Raw genomic sequence first — 19,825 nt, 5'->3', positions numbered from 1 at the left:
GAATATCTCCCGTCTTTATTATCTGTTACGGGCGTTTGCCAAATTCACAGCTTAGCTGAGTCCAGGCGCGCGCTTGTTCACTGAGGGTGAAGCCCAGACCATGACGGTCGGAAACGTACATGCGGCCATCGCGCAGTTCGAGCTGCTCGTTAAACAGCGGGTTCAGCCATTCGAAGTGCTCCAGCCATGGCTCCAGCGGATAAGCGGCAGAGAGGTGCAGGTGTACTTCCATGGCAAAGTGCGGGGCCAGTTTACGACCATGTTTCGCTGCCAGATCCATGATTTTCAGGAACGGAGAGATACCGCCAACGCGCGGGGCATCCGGCTGAACGAAGTCGCTGGCATTACCCAGAATAAGCTGTTCGTGCTCGCGGAAACTGGTCAGCATTTCTCCGGTCGCGATGGGGGTGTCCAGCGCGGCCGCCAGTTGGGCGTGACCTTCCACATCGTAGGCGTCCAGCGGCTCTTCAATCCAGATCAGATTGAACTGCTCCATTTTACGGCCCATGCGAATGGCGGTTTCGCGGTCCCACTGCTGGTTTGCGTCAACCATCAGCGGGAAATCGTCGCCCAGCGCTTCACGCACGGCGGTTAAACGGCGGATATCTTCTTTGGTGTCCGGCTGGCCAACTTTCAGCTTGATACCCCCGATGCCGTTTTCACGGGAGATCACCACGTTTTTCAGCACCTGATCCAGCGGGGTATGCAGGAAACCGCCGGAGGTGTTGTAGCACTGCACGGAGTCACGGTGCGCGCCGAGCAGTTTTGCCAGCGGCAGACCTGCACGTTTCGCTTTCATATCCCACAACGCGATATCGATAGGGGAGATGGCCTGCACGGCCATGCCGCTGCGGCCAACGGATGCGCCGGCCCACAGCAGTTTGCTGTAAATTTTGTCGATATCGTTCGGGTCTTCGCCCAACAGGTTATCGGCAATTTCTTTGGCGTGCGCATAGATGCCCTGACCACCGGCGCGTTTAGAGTAGCTAAAACCGACGCCTTCGAAACCGTCACGGCTGCGAATTTCCGCGATGATAATGGCGACTTCGGTCAGCGGCTTCTGGCGACCGGTCAGCACTTTTGCATCACTGACGGGGGTCGCCAGCGGCAGGAACGCGAGGGAGAGTTTTACCCACTCGATACGGTCGCCGGTTTCGGCGGCAGTTTTAACACCCTGCGCTTTGGCATAGGTTACGGCAGCGGAATTCGCGCTTACGGTCATGATTAACTCCTGTGAACGGTAATAATGTTTGCGCTAACATTATTAATTAGATTAAAGATGAAACGCCAGCATTTTGCCGTCAAAATGTACAGTCGATCACAATAACAGACTTCATCACGGGCTTTTATTCGTTCTGTCTCACAATTCAAAATCGTTTATGGAATGGTTTATGTGCAAATGATAACGCTAACATAAATGCAAGATTATTTTTTTAATCTACTGATTTTAAAGCTGATTAAAATAATGAGAGAGAAGCGATTTAAGCTAACAAATCGCTTATAATCCCTGTCACAAAAACAAGCCGTTGTGAGTTTACATGTCGAAAACCTCTCGTCCTGCGCCGCCTCGCGCGCCTACATTAGACGATGTCGCCCGCGCGGCGGGATTGTCCTCCATGACCGTCAGCCGGGCGTTGAACACGCCGCAGCTGGTGCGTCCTAAAACGGTGGAAAAAGTGCTGGCGGCGGTTAAAGCCACCGGGTATATCCCCAATGCGCTGGCGGGTGGTCTGGCATCCCGACGCAGTAAAATGATTGCCGTTGTGGTGCCGCAAATTAATAACAGTATGTTCGTCGATACCATTCAGTCGATAAGCGATGAGCTGGCGGTTCGCGGTTATCACATGCTGCTGTGTGTAGCGGGTTACGCCCAGCAAACCGAAGCGGAGCTGGTTGCCACGATCTTGTCGCGTCGTCCTGACGGCATTGTCCTGACGGGGATTCACCATTCGACGGAATTAAAGCGAGTTATCCTCAATGCCAGCGTACCGGTGGTGGAAATCTGGGATCTCACCCCCACGCCGCTGGATATGCTGGTAGGTTTTTCCCATGAAAAAGTGGGGGAGGCGACGGCGGATTATTTGCTGCGTAAAGGCTATAAACGTCCCGGTTTACTGTGGACGGTGGATAATCGCGCGGCGCTGCGTAAAAGTGGGCTGTGCGAGGCGCTGGCGCGCCATGACATTCACGATCCTGCCGTCGTAGATGTCCCGCTTCCGGCGCGTTTTGCCGCAGGACGGCAGGGGCTTCGTGACTTGCTGAATAAGGGCAGCTTCGATGTGATTGTCTGCAGTTCGGATACCCTTGCGCAGGGGGCGATGGTCGAAGCGCAGGCCAGCGGATTGCGCGTGCCGCAGGATCTGGCGGTCATCGGTTTTGGCGATCTCGATTTTGCCGCCGATACCCATCCCTCCATCACGACGGTCAGCGTCGACCGACAGGTTATCGGTCAGCGTGCCGCCACGCTACTGGCGGACCGTATTGAAGGGCTCCCTCAGGAAGAAACGATTGTGGATATTGGTTTTCATTTTGTAGAAAGGGAATCGGCGTAACCGTATGAAAATTAATGTCATCGGCACCAGCGGCAGCGGTAAAAGCACGCTTTCGCAGCGGCTGGCCGCGCAGCTTAATGTGCCGTATATCGAAATGGACAGACTTTACTGGTTGCCCGAGTGGCAAGGGCGCAGTGATGAGGACTTTTACGCATTACTGGAAGAGACGTTAAATGCCACGCCTGGCTGGGTACTGGACGGTAATTATAACCGATCCCGCCCGATCAAATGGCGGGATGTTGATCTGGTTATCTGGCTGGATTACGGCTTCTGGCGCACGCTGCGCCAGGCGGTTCTGCGGGTGGTTCGCCGGGCCTGGCATGGAAAAGAGCTTTGGCCCGGTACCGGTAATACGGAAAGTTTCCGCCGTGCTTTTTTTAGCCGCGACTCGATCATTATCTGGACACTCAAAACCTGGCGTAATAACCGGGTACGCTACGCCGCGGATATGGCGAATCCGCAATATCAACATATTCGCTTTGTGCGTCTCACTCACCCGAAGCAGGTCGATAGCCTTATTGCCAGTTTGACGTAGACTTACTACTCACTCGCAAGAAAGGAGGTCATATGATCACCGTTTACGGCGCACCCGGCTGGGGTTCAGCCATCAGTGAACTGATGTTGACACTGGCAGACATCCCGTATCAGTTCGAGAATATTGACGGCTTTGATTCGCCAGGGCACAACCAGGAAAAATTGCTGAAACTCAACCCCTTGTGTCAGGTGCCAACGCTGCAACTTGACGATGGCAGTATCATGACCGAGTCGGCGGCCATCGCCTTAATGATTCTTGATAAACACCCGCATCTTGCTCCTGCGCCCGGTACACCTGAGCGCAATCAGTTCTGGCGACTGTTGGTCTGGCTGGTGGCCAATGTTTACCCGACATTCACCTATGCCGACTATCCCGAACGGTTCGTGCCCGATGCTGCGGATCAGTTGCGGGAGCACTGTGTGGCCTATCGAAAATCACTGTATATCTGGTTTGATCAGCAACTCAAAGCCACGCCTTATGCATTTGGCGAACAGCTGACCTTGTTGGATATCTATATCTGTGTGATAAGAACCTGGGGGCCGCGGCACGACTGGTTTAAAGAAAATACGCCGAACATCGCCGCGATTGCCGAAGCGGTTTGCGCCGTTGCGAAGCTCCAGCCTGTTTTACGCCGTAACGACATTATTTGATAACCAGCGCTTTTTCAGTGTGGTAGGTTGATAGGCTCATAACAAGGAGCACACCATGCCACACATTGATATCAAATGTTTCCCCCGTGACCTGAACGATGAGCAAAAAACCGCATTGGCTGCCGATATCGCCGACGTCATTGTTCGCCATTTAGGCAGCAAAGACAGTTCAGTCAGCGTCGCGTTAACACAGATAGACCCGGACGCGTGGAAAGGCGAAGTATGGGATACGCAAATCGCACCACAGATGGCGCGGCTGATTAAGAAGCCGGGTTATCAGATGTGACAGGCCGCAGGGGAAATGTCTGCACTGGCTTTTTCCCCTCACTCCCGCTTTCTCCCGGAAGGCTGAGAAATCCCCGGTCATATTATGTTTTACAGCGATAACACCGCGTAATGAGAATAAAACAGGGTCCGGCTGAAAATCGATGAGGCGTTGACGGCTGACCGGCAACCGCAGCGACATTTTTACACCCCATTAGCGCAGAGTGTGCAGCTAGCCGCGGCCGGGAATTATTCCCGCAAGCGCTAGCTTAGCGGGGCGATTTTCGGGTCACCCCGGTACGTTTATCAACTTGCCACTGGTGACGAAATTACCGCCGCCCAGATGGTGGATGGTATTCAACAAATCATCATCAAACTGCCAGTGACCGTTACTAAAGGCGCGTTCATCCGCGGCCGCAGAAACCACCTCGCCAAACAGGGTGTCATATTTTTCCTGCGCCGCTGTCGGCGGTAACAGGCGACATTCCATCCACGCCAGACATTTTTCCTCCACGACGGGCAAACCCAGCACCGGGCCAGCGATAGCCGGAATACCGTAGCAGTTGAATTTATCCTCTTCGCGACCGCTCACGCTGCCCACCGCCCAGGTCCAGCGAGTGGCCGCCACGCCCGGAACCACAATGCCAAACATCCCACTGCGTTCTATCAGCTCACGCGACCAGGTGCTTTTATCCACCACAATAGCGATACGGGCAGGGGAAAACTCAACGGGCATTGACCACGCAGCAGCCATGACATTGCGGCGGTCGATGCTCTCATCACGGCTGGTTATCAATATGGTAGGGCCGTGATTCAGCAAGCGGCTGGCGTGATCCAGCGCCACCGGACGAAAAAAACTCATAAGCCACTCCTTCGTTCTGTCATGGAGAAATTAAAGCATAGATGCCCGGCACTGACACCGTGGATTGCATGTTTATCCCGCTCAGAAACAATCTCCAGGTCATTATTCTCTGTGTCAGTACAGTTATTGACCTCAGGCAAGCGCAGATGCAGCATGGAAATGCAGACAACAACATAATAAATGGAGAATTTTCAATGAATACAGGGCTTCGTCTTCATCCCCGTCGCTTACATCATTTTATCGAGAAAATCCTGCACTATGCGGGCAGCGAACCTCAGGAAGCTCAGCTGGTTGCGGAGCATCTACTCGCGGCGAATCTTGCAGGACACGATTCTCATGGCGTAGGGATGATCCCGAGCTATGTTCGCTCCCTTGAACAGGGTTACCTGCAACTCAACCGCCATGCCAGCGTCGTGAAGGATATGGGCGCGGTGGTGACCCTCAACGGGAATCAGGCTTTTGGCCAGGTCGCGGCGCATGAAGCGATGACGCTTGGCATTGAAAAGGCCAGACAACACGGCCTCGCCGCCGTTGGACTTCATAATTCCCATCATATCGGACGTATTGGCTACTGGGCCGAACAGTGCGCCGCGGCCGGTTTTGTCTCTGTCCATTTTGTCAGTGTCGTGGGCGATCCAATGGTGGCCCCTTTTGGTGGAAAAGACAGCCGGTTCGGAACAAATCCTTTTTGCGTGGTTTTCCCGCGGGAAGGGCAGCCACCACTGTTGTTGGACTATGCCACCAGCGCCATTGCATTTGGGAAAACGCGAGTGGCTTACCACAAAGGCGAACCGGTGCCCGATGGCTGTCTCATTGATGCGCAGGGGCATCCCACTAACGATCCGTCGGTCATGCATCGTTCGCCGCTGGGGTCACTGTTGACGTTTGCGCAACATAAAGGGTATGCGCTGGCGGCGCTGTGCGAAATTATGGGGGGAGCCCTGTCCGGCGGACTAACCACTCATAAAGACACTCTCCAGGACAGCGTCGATGCCATATTCAACTGTATGACCACCCTTATATTGAACCCGGAAATGTTTGCCGCGCCGGATATGCAGCAACAGACGCACGCCTTTGTTGAATGGGTGAAACAATCGCCGCATAGCCATGATGAGCCGATTCTGGTGCCAGGCGAGTGGGAAGAGAACAATCGTCGTCTGCGTAAGACGCAGGGGATTCCGTTGGATCCGGGGAGCTGGCAGGGGATTTGTGCGGCGGCAGTACGCGCGGGTATGCCCCAGGAGGAGGTCGATCGCTTGCGTGCTGATTGTGAGCAAGTGACACTGTAACGCAATGGCTGCGCGCCGTGCCGCGCAGCCGTCATCTCAGGCGGAAACGTGTGTCTGTGGCGCGTTTGCGTTGCGGGCGGTTACAATCTGGCCGCGACCCTGTTCTTTGGCCATATAGAGCGCAAGGTCCGCCGCACGGATCAGGTTCGCCGCCCGTGCATGTTGCGGCCAGGTCGCCAGACCGATAGAGATCGAAACCTGCCCGATATCATGGGATTCATAGAAAATGCGCTGGTTCAGGACATTTTGCAGCAACAGTTCAGCCAGTTTTCTGGCATCGGACTCGCTGGTATCAGGCAAAATAATCAGAAACTCTTCGCCGCCATAGCGGAAGGCAACACCGTTATCGCCCACCGTTTCCTGCAACAACCGCGCAATTTCGCGCAATACTTTGTCTCCCGCTTCATGCCCGTGGCTATCATTGAGCTTTTTAAAGTAATCGATATCGATCATCAGGCAACTCAAACTGGCTCCGTTAGCCATGGATTGATCAATCAGGGTGCGCAGCGTCTCCTCCAGATTATGGCGGTTACGTAAGCCAGTCAGCGAGTCATGAGTTGCTTTCTCTGTCAGGGTATCGCGCAGTATCTGGTTTGCCAGCGCCAGTGCGATGGTCTCAGCCATCAGTTCCAGATAGGCGTAAGTGGGCTCTTTCTGCTGTTCATTGTCGAAGGTGAGTAAGCCGATAATTTTGTTTTGCGCAATTAACGGCACACAGATGGCCCGTGCGGCAACCTCCGGCATAAGATGTTCGCAGGGCATATCTACCGAATCATGCGACGGGCAGTGCAGTTGCCCGCGTTTTAACGCCCAACAGGCATCAGGAGTGAAGGGCGCATCCTCGCCGGGCGGTAAGAGCCAGCGGGCCGCACATTTCATGCGGTTTGTCCGCGCATCCAGAATATAGAGTCGTCCCCCCATGTCCGGGATGATTTTCGGTGCGAAACGGCCCACAACCCTGACAATACCAGCATGGGAGTCGCAGCCCTGCAGGCGTTGCGTCATTCTCGCCAGCAGCGTGCGTGAAGCCCACTCGGCATCACGCTCTTGCTCCAGTCGCTGGCGGGCCAGGCCGTTTTCCCGAAAAATATGGATGGCCTGGGCCATATCGCCAATTTCATCGACTTGCGCCAGAACCGGTGTTTCTACCGCGTAATCCTGTGTCGCCAGCCGGTTCACCACATCACTCAGCGTGACCACCGGGCGCAAAATGCGGTGTTTGATAATAAAACCAAGCACAAACAAGAAAAGCAGGGCGGTAATGGCCACCATCACTTCGGAGAGCGTGCGTAGCCGTTGTGATAGCGACGTCGCTTCGGCAATCACATTCGCCGTGCGTTGATCCGACAAACTACGAAAATGGGCAAAGCGGTATTCGGCCTGAGCAATCTGATCTTCGTACTGCTGGCCGAAGATAATATTCATCGCTTCATTTATATTGCCCGCTTCCACTGCAGATATTGCAGCACGCTGCTCATCTTCAAGTTGATCAAAGACTTTAAGGCCATCTCTGAGGATCAGGATTTCCTCAGATGTTGCGCCGTTATCATGTAAACCCAGCAGATAGTTTTCGAACTGGACATCTTTCTCCAGCATTTGTCGCCAGGCCTTGATGTTGTCCGGCTGCCGTTTCACCACTGCCTCACGAGCAAGATCGCTCAACGCATAAGCTTCTCTTTCCAGGTCATCGGTCAGCGTATCGAAAAGGCGGCTCTGGGCGACGGCGGCGCGTTCAGCCCGGTCCGCACTGGATGCGCTAAACAGCGCAAAGCCTGAAGAAAGTGTCAGAACAACGGTAGCGATATAAGCAAAATTTGTGATCGTTGCGATACGCACGTAATCACCTTTTTCTATTAGGGAAAATCAGGAGAGATCTTCTAAGGGTTTACTATTCTTCTATATAAATCAAGACGCAACACTATCGTAATTTTTACGTCACATTTCCTGCCTATAGTCAGCGGCATCAAATCCCAAAGAGGATAACAATATGTTCGCTCCCCTGACGTTCGTGCAGGTGGACGCGGCCCGTTGGATGAAGACCACGGGTACCAGACGCTTTCTCATTGTGGGAGAGCGCTAATGGACGCGTTCACAGAAATCCGCCTGGAAGGTGTGTCGTATGCCTTTGGCAGCCACACCGTTCTCAATCAGATCGATCTCCTTATTCCCGCTGGCACTATCGTGGCATTGCTCGGTCCCTCAGGCTGCGGCAAAAGTACGCTGTTGCGCTTACTGGCCGGATTAACACAACCTGCTGATGGCACCATTACCTTCGGTTCGCGTCTGGTGGCGAAGGCCGGATGGGCGTTGCCACCGGAATCCCGTGATATTGGCATGGTTTTTCAGGACTATGCGCTATGGCCGCATATGACGGTGGAAGAGAATATCGCTTTCCCGTTAAAGATGCGCTATGTCCCGCGCGCTGAGCGCGAACACCGCGTCCTGCAAGCACTGGTGCGCGTTGGCCTTGGCGAGTTTGCTAAGCGCAAGCCCGCAGGACTCTCCGGAGGCCAGCAGCAGCGAGTGGCGCTGGCCAGGGCCATTGTCGCCGAGCCGCGCGTATTGTTGTTTGATGAACCCCTTTCCAATCTCGACAGCGAGTTGCGCGAATCATTGTGCCGTGACATGGCATCACTACTGCGCCAGCTCGGCATTACTGCCGTTTATGTCACCCATGATCGTCGTGAAGCCGAGATCCTCGCTGACCGTATTGTTCATTTGTCTGCCGGTCGTGTAGACGCGATTCGTTCTGTTACAACATCCTCAGGGGAAATTGCATGAAAATATCAGTGAAACAAGGAGTTGCTCTAGCTATGGTGTTATCGTCCGTGATGATGTCCAGCGCGCATGCGCTCACCGTTTACACCGCCGGGCCAGGTTCACTGGCGAAAGGTCTCGCCAGTGGATTTGAGAAGAAAACCGGGGTGAAAGTGGATATCTTCCAGGCCACAACCGGCAAAGTGATGGCGCGCCTTGAAGCTGAGCAGGCCAATCCGCAGGCCGATATCCTGATTTCCGCTTCCTGGGATACGGCAGAAGATCTGCATAACCGTGGCTGGTTGCTGCCTTACCAGAGCGCTAACGCCGAAAAAGTACCTGAGATGCTCAAAAGCACTGATTTTGTCGCGCAGGGGGTCTCTGCGCTGGGTATCGTCTGGAATACCAAAAGCGGCACCCCGGAACCGAAAGAGTGGAAAGATCTGACCGCAGCCGCGTTTAAAGACAAAGTCACCACCCCGGATCCGGCTCTGTCTGGCGCATCGCTGGATCTGCTGATTGGCCTGCAAAACGGCATGGGCGACAACGCATGGACACTGTTTGAGGAACTCAAGAAAAACGGCATGGTGGTCAGCGGCCCCAACGCCCAGGCGGTTACACCGGTGATGCAGGGCGCAAAAGCGGCGGTGTTCGGTGCGGTGGATTATGTGACCTACGGTAATATTGAGCAGGGCGAATCACTAAAAGTGATTTTCCCGGGCAGCGGTACCGTGATTGCGCCGCGCCCGATGATGATCCTCAAATCCACGCAGCACGAAGCCGATGCCAAAGCGTTTGTGGACTATGTGCTCTCGCCGGAAGGGCAGAGACTGGTGGCCGATGCCTGGCTGATGCCTGCGCGTACCGATGTGCAGGCAAAACGCCCGCTCTTTAACGAGTTGAAAATTCTGCCGACCAAAAACGACGGCACCAGCGAGCGCGGCGCTGTGCTCACGCGTTTTAACACACTGTTTGCTCAGTAATCATCACCCGACGGGGGCAACCCCGTCGTCTGGATACTCGCCGTGAACCAACGATTAATCTCGCTTGTGACTGTGGCCATTCTGCTGGTTCTGGTCGCGCTGCCATTGCTGTTTATTGTTCTGCAGGCCGTTTTCCCGCAATTTAGCGCCGGCTCTCTTCAGGGCGCCTTTTCCGGGTTACGCCCGCTGTTTTCCGACCCTCAACTCCCGGCGATGTTTGCCGGAACCCTGCAAATTGCCGCAGGCGTTGCGCTGCTGAGCGCCTGTATTGGCCTGCCACTGGGCGTTGCGCGTGGACTGTTCGATTTACCCTGTCCACGGCTGTGGGATTTGTTGTTTCTGATCCCATTTCTGACGCCCCCCTATATTGCAGCGCTCTCCTGGATGCTGGTTTTACAAACCAATGGGTATTTAGCCCAGTTGCTGGGATTCGATCTCAATGCATTGCTGTTTAGCAAAGGTGGGATCGTGCTTGTTATGACGCTCAATATTTTCCCGGTCGTTTACTTCGCCGTCTCCCGTAGCCTGCTCGCCAGCGGACAGCACCTGGCGCTGGTTGCCCGCGTCCACGGCGCTACGCCCTGGCGCGCCTTTTGGCATATCACGCTGCCGATGTTATCGCCTTCGCTGGCGGCAGGCATGCTATTGGCCTTTACTCTGGCGATTGAAGAGTATGGCGTCCCTGCCGCGCTGGGCGCCCGTTCCGGCGTGGTGATGTTGACCGTTGGTATTGAGAAAAAACTGGCTGACTGGCCCATTGACCTGCCGGGCGCCTCAATGCTGTCGCTGATTCTGGTCGCGATGGCGCTTAGCGCCTGGTGGTTGCAGGGTAGACTGACCGGTGGCAAGGATGTCACCAGCGTGACCGGTAAACCTGCGGAAAATACCGGCGCGAAGCTCGGTATTACGGGCGTGCCGGTCGTACTGGCAATGGCATTTATCGGCTTTCTGGCAGTGGTGGTGCCGGGCTTATCAATGGCGATCACCGGGGTCATGTCGACCCTGTCAGGCGGATTATCGCTGGCAAATGCCACGACTGCCCATTATGCCGCGCTGTTTGCTCAGCAGGGCGATGCCCTGGCGGCGCTGGGGACCAGTTTGTCGCTGGCCTTTGCGTCGGCATTAATCACCGGTGTTGTCGGGTTGCTTGCCGCCTGGCTTGTGGTAGTGCAACGCATTCAGGGCCGAAGCGTCATTGATGCACTGTCATTGATGCCAGCGGCGCTGCCGGGGATCGTGGTGGGGGTGGGGCTGATTCTGTTATGGAACCGTACATTCTGGCCCGTTTCGCTGTATAACACCTGGGCTATTTTACTGCTCTCGTACTGCTGCCTCCTGCTACCCTGGCCGGTTCGCTATGTCGGGAGTGCGCTGCGTCAGCTAGGGGGGAATCTGGAACCCGCCGCCCGTGTTCACGGCGCCAGTGCGCTACAGGCGTTGCGTTATATTGTTCTGCCACTGGTTTTTCCGGCCATGCTGGCGGCGATGCTGATGGTCTTTGCTATCGCGTCGCGCGAGCTGGTGACATCGCTGCTACTGGCCCCGGCGGGAACACAAACGGTGGCCGTCTTTATCTGGCGGCAATTTGAGCAGGGTTCGGTTGGACAAGGCATGGCGATGGCGACGCTGACGCTCATTACCGGGCTCGCATTGATGCTGACCGCGCTGGCGATAATGCAGCGCAGCACGCAACGATAAATGCAGGGCACAAAATTCCATGTGCCCTGAAAAAAATGCGATATAACAGAAGGACATCTATTGCAGGAGCTTCATATGACCTCGTTTTTGGACGACTATTTCGCCCGTATTGGCTATACCGCTGTCCCCGCTGTAAATCTTGAAACATTGCGTACTTTGCATCTGCAGCATAACAGCCGCATTCCATTTGAAAATATTGAGGTCGTACTGCCTCGGGAAATCGAACTGAGCGATGAGGCTATCTTTAACAAACTGGTAGTGGCCCGTCGTGGCGGCTACTGCTTCGAGCAAAATGGCCTGTTTGAGCGGGTATTACGCGAAATCGGCTTTGAAGTTCGCAGCCTCCTGGGACGCGTGGTGCTGTCAAATCCGCCGCATATGCCACCGCGCACACATCGCGTAGTGCTGGTGACCTTAGGCGATGAGCAGTGGATTGCGGATGTCGGCTTTGGTGGGCTAACGCTCACCGCGCCTGTACGCCTCAAGGCGGAGAGTGAACAGGAGACGCCGCATGGCCTGTACCGCCTGCAACAGGCCGGCCCGGACTGGATTTTGCAATTTCGTCATCACGATCGCTGGCAGTCTCTCTATCAATTCGAGATGGGCCAGCAATATCAGGCCGACTTTGTGATGGGCAATTTCCACTCAGCACACTGGCCGCAATCGCACTTTCGCCACCATTTGCTGATGTGTTTGCATCAGCCGGACGGGGGAAAACTGACGCTGACCAACTATCACTTTACCCACTGGCGGAACGGGCATGCGGTGGAGGAGAAGACTTTACCGGATACCCAGGCATTGTACGACATCATGCAGCAGCGATTCGGCCTGGGTACAGATGACCCGCATTATGGTTTCAGCGTTGAGGCGCTCCACACCCTGATGTCGCGTTTCGATCTTCACGGGGAAGGGGCGTAAAACAGCTCGCGATGAATCATGGCGTCCAGGTGTCGGTCAAACGCCGCATCGTCGACATCTGGCATGCCAAGCACATAGATGCCATCAAGCCCGCAGACCAGGGCAATTAAGCGCCATGCAATGTTTTCCGTCGAATCATGACGGACAAATTCACCCGCCGTCACGCCCGCATTAATGATAGCGACCACTTTTTCATGCCACATTTCCATTGTCAGCACATACGCGCCTTTTAACTCAGGTTCTTTGCTTGCCAGCACCTGGGCTTCCCGCCACAGACGAATATAAGGGTCGAAACCGTCTTCATTGCTGCCGAGCATGGCGTGTAAACGTTCGCGCCAGCTTGCGGATTCGGGTAACACATCGACATCCAGCAGTTCGCCCATTACTCGCACGAACGCCTGTGCTTTTAGCTCTGCTCCCGAGCTGAAATGGTGATGCACCTGTCCCGTCGCGACGCCAGCTTCATTGGCTATCCTGCGCACGGTCATCCCGGCAAACCCATCGCTTAGCGCAACACGCATCGCCGCTTTCAGGATTAATTCCCGGCGCTCATCCCGACTCAAATAGCTCATACATCCCCCTAAACGTGAAGGAAACGGAGTCTAACAAAAAGCTGGACAGTTGTTCAACTTTCCGTAGGATCACCATTCTGGACGCGTGTCCAGGATAGGTTATGAGGAAGTTATGATTCGTCAGTGGTTAACATTGGTCATTATCGTGCTGGTTTATATTCCGGTCGCTATTGATGCCACCGTCCTGCATGTGGCATCGCCTACGCTGAGCGCAGAACTGGCAACCAGCGGTAACGCGTTACTGTGGATCATTGATATCTATTCCCTGGTGATGGCGGGCATGGTATTGCCCATGGGCGCGCTGGGAGACCGCATCGGTTTTAAACGCTTACTGCTTACTGGAAGCGGGCTGTTTGGACTGGCCTCTTTTCTGGCGGCAATGTCTGCCAGCGCCGAACAGTTGATTGCCTCGCGCGCCATACTCGCCATTGGCGCGGCGATGATTGTTCCGGCGACGCTTGCCGGTATCCGCAACACATTTTCGCAAACAGAACACCGAAATATGGCGCTTGGCGTCTGGGCTGCGGTGGGTTCCGGCGGTGCTGCGTTTGGCCCGCTGATTGGCGGCTGGTTGCTGGCGCATTTCCACTGGGGCGCGGTATTTCTGGTCAATGTGCCGATTGTAATGCTGGTGATGGCACTCACCGCGCGTTATGTGCCGCGCCAACAGGGACGGCGCCAGCAACCGCTCAATCTCAACCAGGCGGTGATGCTGATTGCGGCCATTTTAATGCTGGTATGGAGCGCCAAAACGGCGCTCAAAGGTAGCGTTGCCGTATGGGGAGTGATCGCGGTGTTCTTAACGGGTGCGACACTGCTGGCAGGATTTGTACGCCAGCAGCTTGCGGCACCTGTACCGATGATCGATCTGCGTCTGTTTACACATCGCATCATTCTGACCGGGGTGTTAATGGCCGTGACGGCGATGGTTGTCCTGGTAGGTTTTGAGCTGCTGATGGCCCAGGAGTTACAGTTTGTTCACGGCTTTACGCCATTTGCAGCCGGGCTGTTTATGCTGCCGGTTATGCTGGCGAGCGGGTTCAGCGGGCCGATAGCCGGTCTGCTGGTCTCCCGTCTGGGCTTACGCCAGGTGGCATCCGGCGGCATGGCGCTGAGTGCTTTTAGCTTTCTGGGCCTGTCAGTAACGGACTTTTCCAGCCAACAAACCCAGGCCTGGATCCTGATGGCGCTGCTGGGCTTTAGCGCGGCGAGCGCATTACTCTCTTCCACGGCGGCCATCATGGCGGCAGCCCCGAAAGAAAAAGCAGCCGCCGCAGGGGCAATCGAAACCATGGCGTACGAACTGGGGGCAGGCCTTGGCATCGCGCTGTTTGGCCTGATTCTGACCCGCAGCTTCTCCTCTTCAATTACGCTACCCGCCGGGTTAAATGGCGCGCAGGCCGCGCTGGCTTCATCCTCTATTGGTGAGGCGTTCCAGTTGGCGCAAGAGGTCTCATCACCACTGGCCCAGGGGATCAGATGTGCGGCCAGAACCGCGTTCGTCTCGTCACATAGCGTGGCATTAAGTGCCGCCGGCATTATGCTGATGCTGCTGGCGGTCGGCGTGTGGCTGAGCCTTAAAGGTGTCGATAAACAGGCTAGCAAGGGCGGCTAAGACGTGGATCGAGCATAAAAGGTTCGGACTTTACGCTCTTAAGGACTTTCGCCGCCTGTGGGTGTTCGGGGTTAAACAGCGCGTTCCATTCACCGGTGATGGTGCTGGGGACGCGCAGTACCAGCCCATTTTTCGTTGACGCCAGCCAGTTATCGCCGATGTGTTGCGTTGAAACAGGCGGCGGGTCGGCTTTCCAGTCTGCGGGCAGGGCGGCCAGATCCAGCGTCGCGATAAGATTACGCGGTACGTCGAGGGTTAAAAAACAGTAGCCCTTTGCGATATCTTCAATCTCAAGATGTACCAGCGTTTCCAGCACGCAGAGGGCTTTTGATTCGCCCAGATAGACGCATTCATGCCCCGGCGAATTCCAGCGTCCGCCAAAGGTACGCGCGCCGTAGCCGTCGAAGGCGGTCAGCGCGTAGCGCTCTTTGACCAGACGCCAAAAGGTGACATTTTCCATTAGCTGATAACGCCATGCTCAAGGCGACCAATTAACGTCAGTACCGCTTCCGCGCCGGCAGGGGTGGAGAGAAGCTCTGCGGGTTTTTTACCGCCAAGCCCTTTCGCGGGTTTATTGAGCCAGTTGGCCATACGTTCGCTGTCACCTTCAAATAACTCGCGGGCAGCGCTGATTACCCGCGCCAGCGTGTAGACACGTGCGCTCTGTTCTGGCGAAAAACGCTTTTCCGCGCTGTTAAGGCGGCGGCTATAGGTATTGCGGTCGATGCCGGCCATTCGGCACAGCGTGACTTCATCAAGGGAGACGGCGCCCGCGATATCACGCAACACACCGGCACTCAGACCGGCGTTTATGCTGTCATGGGCGGCAATCGCCGTGGCGGGAAGCCCCAGGATGCTGAGCAGGTCGTGCGGGATCGCGCGGACATCTGGTGTATAGAGTTGCATTATTCTGCTCCATCTGTTCATTTGATATTAATTTTAGTTCAAATGAACAGGCGACGCAATGACCCCTACTGCGGACGCGTCGCCCACCAACAAAGCAGCGAGCCGCCGCAGACCATAAACGCGCCCTGCCAAAAGGAAAACGACAGCGGGGCGCTCAGCACGGCGGCCGCCAGCGCCGAGGAGAGTACCGGTGTAAAATAGGATGCAGCAGCCAGCACGGCAACGCGCCCGTGTAAAATCCCGGTATTCCAGGCGGCATAACCGAAGCCCAGTGCAATGGCGGTGACTCCCAGTTTAATCACCACAGGAAGTGTAAAGTGCATGGACGGTTGATCGGTCAGGGCAAATTTTGTCCATAAGGTCGCCGCCGTCAGTAGAATAAAGAGCGTAATGCCGTTTGAACCTTTTGCATATTTGCTGGTAACAGTACAGTAAGCTGCCCAAATAAAAGCACCGACAAAAGCAAGAGAATAACTTAACGGGCTGGAGAGAATGTTTTGTGTAATATCGTGAATATTCAATCCCTGTTCGCCGCCCAATACCCAACTTACGCCGATTATCGCCAGAATGAGTCCTGGAATTACCCACAGAGTGGCTTTTTGACCATTAAACAGGATCGCAAACAATATGGTGAAGCTCGGCCATAGATAGTTAACCATGCCGACTTCAATCGCCTGCTGGCGGGTTCCGGCAAACCCCAGCGACAGCGCGAGGCAAAGTTCATAGCTGACAAATAAAACGCTGCCCGGCAGTAAATAGCCGCGAGGAAAGCGGCGAATATCGGGAAAACCGACGGTGAGAATAAGTAAAACGCCGCTGAGCGTATAAATCATCGCCGCGCCGCCAACCGGCCCCAGGCCTTCGCTGACCGCGCGAATCAGGCCCACCATCGTACTCCACAACACGATGGCTAACAGCCCGATCAACGTGGCTTTTTTCTTATTCATACAGCTGTATTCCTTTTAAAAACGGCAAAGGGGGAATTTATAGCACTTAACGCACGATGCCTACTAATAAATCACGAGGAAACCTCATCCTTTTGGGGTAAATAAAATCGCCGAAAAAGACTATTAAGAAGTTGGTGTATAGCGATATTGATTTGCCGCAAATTATACAGGGATATTGCTGTTAGTTTTTGCGCTGAAAGAGATCCATATAACGAGGAACACAATGGACGTTAGCCGCAGACAGTTTTTTAAAATCTGCGCGGGTGGTATGGCCGGGACAACCGTTGCTGCGTTGGGATTTACCCCAAAAGCGGCACTGGCACAGGCGCGAAATTATAAGCTCCTGCGTGCGAAAGAGGTTCGAAATACCTGCACATACTGCTCCGTGGGTTGCGGGCTATTAATGTATAGCCTGGGCGATGGGGCGAAAAATGCCCGTGAATCGATTTACCACATCGAAGGTGACCCGGATCATCCGGTCAGCCGCGGTGCGCTGTGTCCGAAAGGGGCGGGCCTGCTCGATTATGTTCACAGTGATAACAGGTTGCGCTATCCGGAATATCGCGCGCCAGGATCGGACAAGTGGCAGCGCATCTCCTGGAACGATGCCTTCGATCGCATCGCAAAACTAATGAAAGCCGACCGAGACGCCAACTTCGTTGAGAAGAACGCCCAGGGGGTGACGGTCAATCGCTGGCTCACCACCGGGATGCTATGCGCCTCCGCGGCCAGCAATGAGACCGGCATGCTGACGCAAAAATTTGTGCGCTCGCTCGGCATGCTGGCAGTAGATAACCAGGCGCGCGTCTGACACGGACCAACGGTAGCAAGTCTTGCTCCAACATTTGGTCGCGGTGCGATGACCAACCACTGGGTTGATATTAAAAACGCTAACGTCGTGATGGTGATGGGCGGTAACGCCGCCGAAGCCCATCCGGTGGGATTCCGCTGGGCGATGGAAGCGAAAAATAACAACGATGCGACGCTGATCGTCGTCGATCCGCGCTTTACGCGTACGGCATCGGTGGCCGATATCTATGCGCCAATCCGCTCCGGCACGGACATTACGTTCCTTTCCGGCGTGCTGCTGTACCTGATTGAAAACAACAAAATTAACGCTGAGTACGTTAAGCATTACACCAACGCCAGCCTGCTGGTGCGGGAAGACTTTGCCTTTGAAGACGGGCTGTTCAGCGGCTACGACGCGGAAAAACGCCAGTACGATAAGTCCTCCTGGAACTATCAGTTCGATGAAAACGGCTATGCGAAACGCGACGACACGCTCACCGACCCGCGCTGCGTGTGGAACCTGCTGAAACAACACGTCTCCCGCTATACGCCGGAGGTGGTGGAGAATATCTGCGGGACGCCGAAAGCCGACTTCCTGAAAGTGTGTGACGTGCTGGCATCGACCAGTGCCGCGGACAGAACCACCACCTTCCTGTATGCGCTGGGCTGGACACAACACACCGTAGGCGCGCAGAACATCCGCACCATGGCGATGATCCAGTTGCTGCTCGGCAACATGGGGATGGCCGGCGGCGGCGTGAACGCGCTGCGTGGTCACTCCAATATTCAGGGGCTGACGGATCTGGGTCTGTTGTCGACCAGCCTGCCGGGTTACCTGACGCTGCCGTCAGAAAAACAGGCGGATCTGCAACACTACCTGACGGCAAATACACCGAAAGCCATGCTGCCCGATCAGGTTAACTATTGGGGCAACTATCCGAAGTTTTTCGTCAGCCTGATGAAATCCTTCTATGGCGATGCGGCGCAGAAGGAGAACAACTGGGGCTTCGACTGGCTGCCGAAATGGGATCAGGCATACGACGTTATCAAATATTTCAATATGATGGATAAAGGTAATGTCACAGGCTACCTCTGTCAGGGCTTTAATCCGGTTGCCTCCTTCCCGGACAAAAACAAAGTTGTCCGCAGCCTGAGTAAGCTGAAATACATGGTGGTTATCGATCCCCTGGTCACGGAAACCGCCAATTTCTGGCAGAACCACGGCGAGATGAATGATGTCGATCCGGCAGCCATTCAGACCGAAGTTTTCCGTCTGCCATCGACCTGTTTTGCCGAAGAGGATGGATCTATCGCCAACTCCGGCCGCTGGCTGCAGTGGCACTGGAAGGGGCAGGATGCACCGGGTGAAGCACGCAATGACGGTGAAATTCTGGCCGGTATTTATCATCGTCTGCGCGAGATGTATCGCACGGAAGGAGGCAATGGTGCCGAGCCGCTGCTGAAAATGCGCTGGGATTACAAGCAGCCTGACCATCCAGAGTCGGAAGAGGTGGCGAAAGAGAATAACGGCGTTGCGCTGGCGGATCTCTACGATGCCAGCGGTAATCTGTTGGCGAAGAAAGGCCAGCTGCTGAGCAGTTTTGCGCTGTTGCGAGACGACGGAACAACGGCATCTTCCTGCTGGATTTACGCCGGTAGCTGGACGGAGCAAGGCAACCAGATGGCGAACCGTGATAATGCCGATCCGTCAGGGCTTGGCAATACGCTGGGCTGGTCCTGGGCATGGCCGATGAACCGCCGTGTGCTCTACAACCGCGCGTCGGCAGATATCAACGGTAAGCCCTGGGATGCGAAACGGATGCTGATCGAGTGGAACGGCAGCAAATGGGCGGGGAACGATATCCCTGACTTTACTACCGCTCCGCCGGGCAGTGCGACCCATCCGTTCATCATGCAGCCGGAAGGGCTGGGGCGTCTGTTTGCCCTCGATAAGCTGGCAGAAGGACCGTTCCCTGAACACTACGAGCCGATGGAAACGCCGCTCGGCACTAACCCGCTGCACCCGAACGTGGTCTCCAGCCCGGTCGTGCGTCTGTATGAAGACGATGCCGCGCGTCTGGGTAAGAAAGACAAGTTCCCATACGTCGGCACCACCTATCGCCTGACGGAGCATTTCCACACCTGGACCAAGCATGCGCGACTGAATTCCATCGCCCAGCCGGAACAGTTTGTCGAGATCAGCGAGACTCTGGCGAAAGCCAAAGGCATTGCCAACGGCGACCGCGTGAAGGTGAGCAGTAAGCGTGGCTTTATTCGCGCGGTGGCTGTCGTTACCCGCCGCTTGCAAACGCTGCACGTTAACGGCCAGCAGGTGGAAACGGTCGGTATTCCGCTGCACTGGGGCTTTGAAGGGGTGGCGCAGAAAGGCTACATCGCCAATACCCTGACGCCCAACGTCGGCGATGCCAATTCGCAAACGCCGGAGTACAAGGCGTTTTTGGTTAACATCGAGAAAGCGTAAGGAGCG

Annotated in this window: 18 protein-coding genes; 11 read left to right on the top strand and 7 right to left on the bottom strand. The window is 55.3% G+C overall.

What is annotated here, in order from left to right; translation table 11 throughout:
- Positions 1–25: 25 nt before the first annotated feature.
- A complete protein-coding gene (locus tag AB182_RS12410; RefSeq protein ID WP_039079073.1) occupies positions 26–1,222 on the bottom strand; it encodes an L-talarate/galactarate dehydratase in 1,197 nt (398 codons plus the stop codon).
- Positions 1,223–1,538: 316 nt separating this feature from the next.
- Here AB182_RS12410 and AB182_RS12405 point away from each other — a divergent pair, with 316 nt between their 5' ends.
- The 4 genes from AB182_RS12405 to pptA are packed head-to-tail and all read left to right on the top strand — an operon-like array spanning position 1,539 to position 4,023.
- The gene (locus AB182_RS12405; RefSeq protein ID WP_047370369.1) at positions 1,539–2,552 is read left to right on the top strand and encodes a LacI family DNA-binding transcriptional regulator; all 1,014 of its coding nucleotides are present in this window, start codon (positions 1,539–1,541) and stop codon (positions 2,550–2,552) included.
- Positions 2,553–2,556: 4 nt separating this feature from the next.
- On the top strand, positions 2,557–3,087 hold the full coding sequence (locus AB182_RS12400) for a P-loop NTPase family protein (RefSeq protein ID WP_047370368.1): 531 nt from the start codon (positions 2,557–2,559) through the stop codon (positions 3,085–3,087).
- 32 nt (positions 3,088–3,119) lie between these two features.
- Positions 3,120–3,737, top strand: coding sequence for a glutathione S-transferase family protein (locus tag AB182_RS12395; RefSeq protein WP_047370367.1), 618 nt, complete (start codon positions 3,120–3,122; stop codon positions 3,735–3,737).
- A gap of 55 nt (positions 3,738–3,792) precedes the next feature.
- On the top strand, positions 3,793–4,023 hold the full coding sequence (gene pptA, locus AB182_RS12390; RefSeq protein ID WP_047370366.1) for a tautomerase PptA: 231 nt from the start codon (positions 3,793–3,795) through the stop codon (positions 4,021–4,023).
- A 267-nt stretch (positions 4,024–4,290) separates the two neighbouring features.
- On the opposite strand, the gene AB182_RS12385 is transcribed toward pptA, so the two are convergent.
- Positions 4,291–4,863, bottom strand: a complete 573-nt coding sequence (locus AB182_RS12385) for a flavin reductase family protein (RefSeq protein WP_047370365.1) — start codon at positions 4,861–4,863, stop codon at positions 4,291–4,293.
- Positions 4,864–5,057: 194 nt separating this feature from the next.
- Between AB182_RS12385 and AB182_RS12380 the strand changes: the two genes are divergently transcribed.
- Entirely contained in the window at positions 5,058–6,152 is a 1,095-nt protein-coding gene (locus tag AB182_RS12380; RefSeq protein ID WP_047370364.1) for a malate/lactate/ureidoglycolate dehydrogenase, read from the top strand.
- A 36-nt stretch (positions 6,153–6,188) separates the two neighbouring features.
- On the opposite strand, the gene AB182_RS12375 is transcribed toward AB182_RS12380, so the two are convergent.
- Entirely contained in the window at positions 6,189–7,988 is a 1,800-nt protein-coding gene (locus AB182_RS12375; RefSeq protein ID WP_047370363.1) for a sensor domain-containing diguanylate cyclase, read from the bottom strand.
- Positions 7,989–8,231: 243 nt separating this feature from the next.
- On the opposite strand from AB182_RS12375, the gene AB182_RS12370 reads away from it, so the two are divergent.
- The 4 genes from AB182_RS12370 (at position 8,232) to AB182_RS12355 (ending at position 12,508) form a co-directional block, all read left to right on the top strand.
- Positions 8,232–8,933: an ABC transporter ATP-binding protein gene (locus AB182_RS12370; protein ID WP_047370362.1), complete on the top strand. Its 702-nt coding sequence runs from the start codon at positions 8,232–8,234 to the stop codon at positions 8,931–8,933.
- Positions 8,930–9,892, top strand: coding sequence for an ABC transporter substrate-binding protein (locus AB182_RS12365; RefSeq protein WP_047370361.1), 963 nt, complete (start codon positions 8,930–8,932; stop codon positions 9,890–9,892). Before AB182_RS12370 ends, AB182_RS12365 begins: the two co-directional genes overlap by 4 nt.
- Before the next feature lie 42 nt (positions 9,893–9,934).
- The gene (locus AB182_RS12360) at positions 9,935–11,590 is read left to right on the top strand and encodes an ABC transporter permease (protein WP_047370360.1); all 1,656 of its coding nucleotides are present in this window, start codon (positions 9,935–9,937) and stop codon (positions 11,588–11,590) included.
- A gap of 75 nt (positions 11,591–11,665) precedes the next feature.
- Entirely contained in the window at positions 11,666–12,508 is an 843-nt protein-coding gene (locus tag AB182_RS12355) for an arylamine N-acetyltransferase (RefSeq protein ID WP_047370359.1), read from the top strand.
- Here AB182_RS12355 and AB182_RS12350 read toward each other — a convergent pair.
- Entirely contained in the window at positions 12,490–13,080 is a 591-nt protein-coding gene (locus AB182_RS12350) for a TetR family transcriptional regulator (protein ID WP_047370358.1), read from the bottom strand. The two genes, AB182_RS12355 and AB182_RS12350, sit on opposite strands and share 19 nt — an antisense overlap.
- 112 nt (positions 13,081–13,192) lie before the next feature.
- Here AB182_RS12350 and AB182_RS12345 point away from each other — a divergent pair, with 112 nt between their 5' ends.
- Entirely contained in the window at positions 13,193–14,695 is a 1,503-nt protein-coding gene (locus tag AB182_RS12345; RefSeq protein WP_047370357.1) for an MFS transporter, read from the top strand.
- Here AB182_RS12345 and AB182_RS12340 read toward each other — a convergent pair.
- From AB182_RS12340 to yddG, 3 genes are all read right to left on the bottom strand, one after another.
- Entirely contained in the window at positions 14,679–15,155 is a 477-nt protein-coding gene (locus tag AB182_RS12340; RefSeq protein WP_047370356.1) for an RES family NAD+ phosphorylase, read from the bottom strand. The genes AB182_RS12345 and AB182_RS12340 overlap by 17 nt on opposite strands.
- Entirely contained in the window at positions 15,155–15,601 is a 447-nt protein-coding gene (parS, locus tag AB182_RS12335; RefSeq protein ID WP_047370355.1) for a type II RES/Xre toxin-antitoxin system antitoxin, read from the bottom strand. Before parS ends, AB182_RS12340 begins: the two co-directional genes overlap by 1 nt.
- 65 nt (positions 15,602–15,666) lie before the next feature.
- Positions 15,667–16,548 (bottom strand): aromatic amino acid DMT transporter YddG, encoded by an 882-nt coding sequence (yddG, locus tag AB182_RS12330; protein ID WP_047370354.1) that lies wholly within the window; start codon positions 16,546–16,548, stop codon positions 15,667–15,669.
- Between the two features lie 223 nt (positions 16,549–16,771).
- Between yddG and fdnG the strand changes: the two genes are divergently transcribed.
- Positions 16,772–19,819: a formate dehydrogenase-N subunit alpha gene (gene fdnG / locus AB182_RS12320; RefSeq protein ID WP_120785383.1), complete on the top strand. Its 3,048-nt coding sequence runs from the start codon at positions 16,772–16,774 to the stop codon at positions 19,817–19,819.
- Positions 19,820–19,825: the final 6 nt, after the last annotated feature.

It is taken from the genome of Phytobacter ursingii (genome assembly GCF_001022135.1).
GTDB classification, from domain to species: Bacteria; Pseudomonadota; Gammaproteobacteria; order Enterobacterales; family Enterobacteriaceae; genus Phytobacter; species Phytobacter ursingii.
The sequence above is the reverse complement of the archived record's forward strand: the minus strand, read 5'-3'. Positions and strand labels throughout refer to the sequence as shown.

Excerpts from the sequence above, each read along its gene's own strand:
- AB182_RS12350 (WP_047370358.1), bottom strand. The coding sequence starts at position 13,080 with ATGAGCTATTTGAGTCGGGATGAGCGCCGGGAATTAATCCTGAAAGCG.
- yddG (WP_047370354.1), bottom strand. The coding sequence starts at position 16,548 with ATGAATAAGAAAAAAGCCACGTTGATCGGGCTGTTAGCCATCGTGTTG.
- AB182_RS12400 (WP_047370368.1), top strand. The coding sequence starts at position 2,557 with ATGAAAATTAATGTCATCGGCACCAGCGGCAGCGGTAAAAGCACGCTT.
- AB182_RS12370 (WP_047370362.1), top strand. The coding sequence starts at position 8,232 with ATGGACGCGTTCACAGAAATCCGCCTGGAAGGTGTGTCGTATGCCTTT.
- AB182_RS12385 (WP_047370365.1), bottom strand. The coding sequence starts at position 4,863 with ATGAGTTTTTTTCGTCCGGTGGCGCTGGATCACGCCAGCCGCTTGCTG.
- AB182_RS12405 (WP_047370369.1), top strand. The coding sequence starts at position 1,539 with ATGTCGAAAACCTCTCGTCCTGCGCCGCCTCGCGCGCCTACATTAGAC.
- AB182_RS12410 (WP_039079073.1), bottom strand. The coding sequence starts at position 1,222 with ATGACCGTAAGCGCGAATTCCGCTGCCGTAACCTATGCCAAAGCGCAG.
- AB182_RS12355 (WP_047370359.1), top strand. The coding sequence starts at position 11,666 with ATGACCTCGTTTTTGGACGACTATTTCGCCCGTATTGGCTATACCGCT.
- parS (WP_047370355.1), bottom strand. The coding sequence starts at position 15,601 with ATGCAACTCTATACACCAGATGTCCGCGCGATCCCGCACGACCTGCTC.
- AB182_RS12340 (WP_047370356.1), bottom strand. The coding sequence starts at position 15,155 with ATGGAAAATGTCACCTTTTGGCGTCTGGTCAAAGAGCGCTACGCGCTG.
- AB182_RS12365 (WP_047370361.1), top strand. The coding sequence starts at position 8,930 with ATGAAAATATCAGTGAAACAAGGAGTTGCTCTAGCTATGGTGTTATCG.
- AB182_RS12395 (WP_047370367.1), top strand. The coding sequence starts at position 3,120 with ATGATCACCGTTTACGGCGCACCCGGCTGGGGTTCAGCCATCAGTGAA.
- pptA (WP_047370366.1), top strand. The coding sequence starts at position 3,793 with ATGCCACACATTGATATCAAATGTTTCCCCCGTGACCTGAACGATGAG.
- AB182_RS12345 (WP_047370357.1), top strand. The coding sequence starts at position 13,193 with ATGATTCGTCAGTGGTTAACATTGGTCATTATCGTGCTGGTTTATATT.
- AB182_RS12380 (WP_047370364.1), top strand. The coding sequence starts at position 5,058 with ATGAATACAGGGCTTCGTCTTCATCCCCGTCGCTTACATCATTTTATC.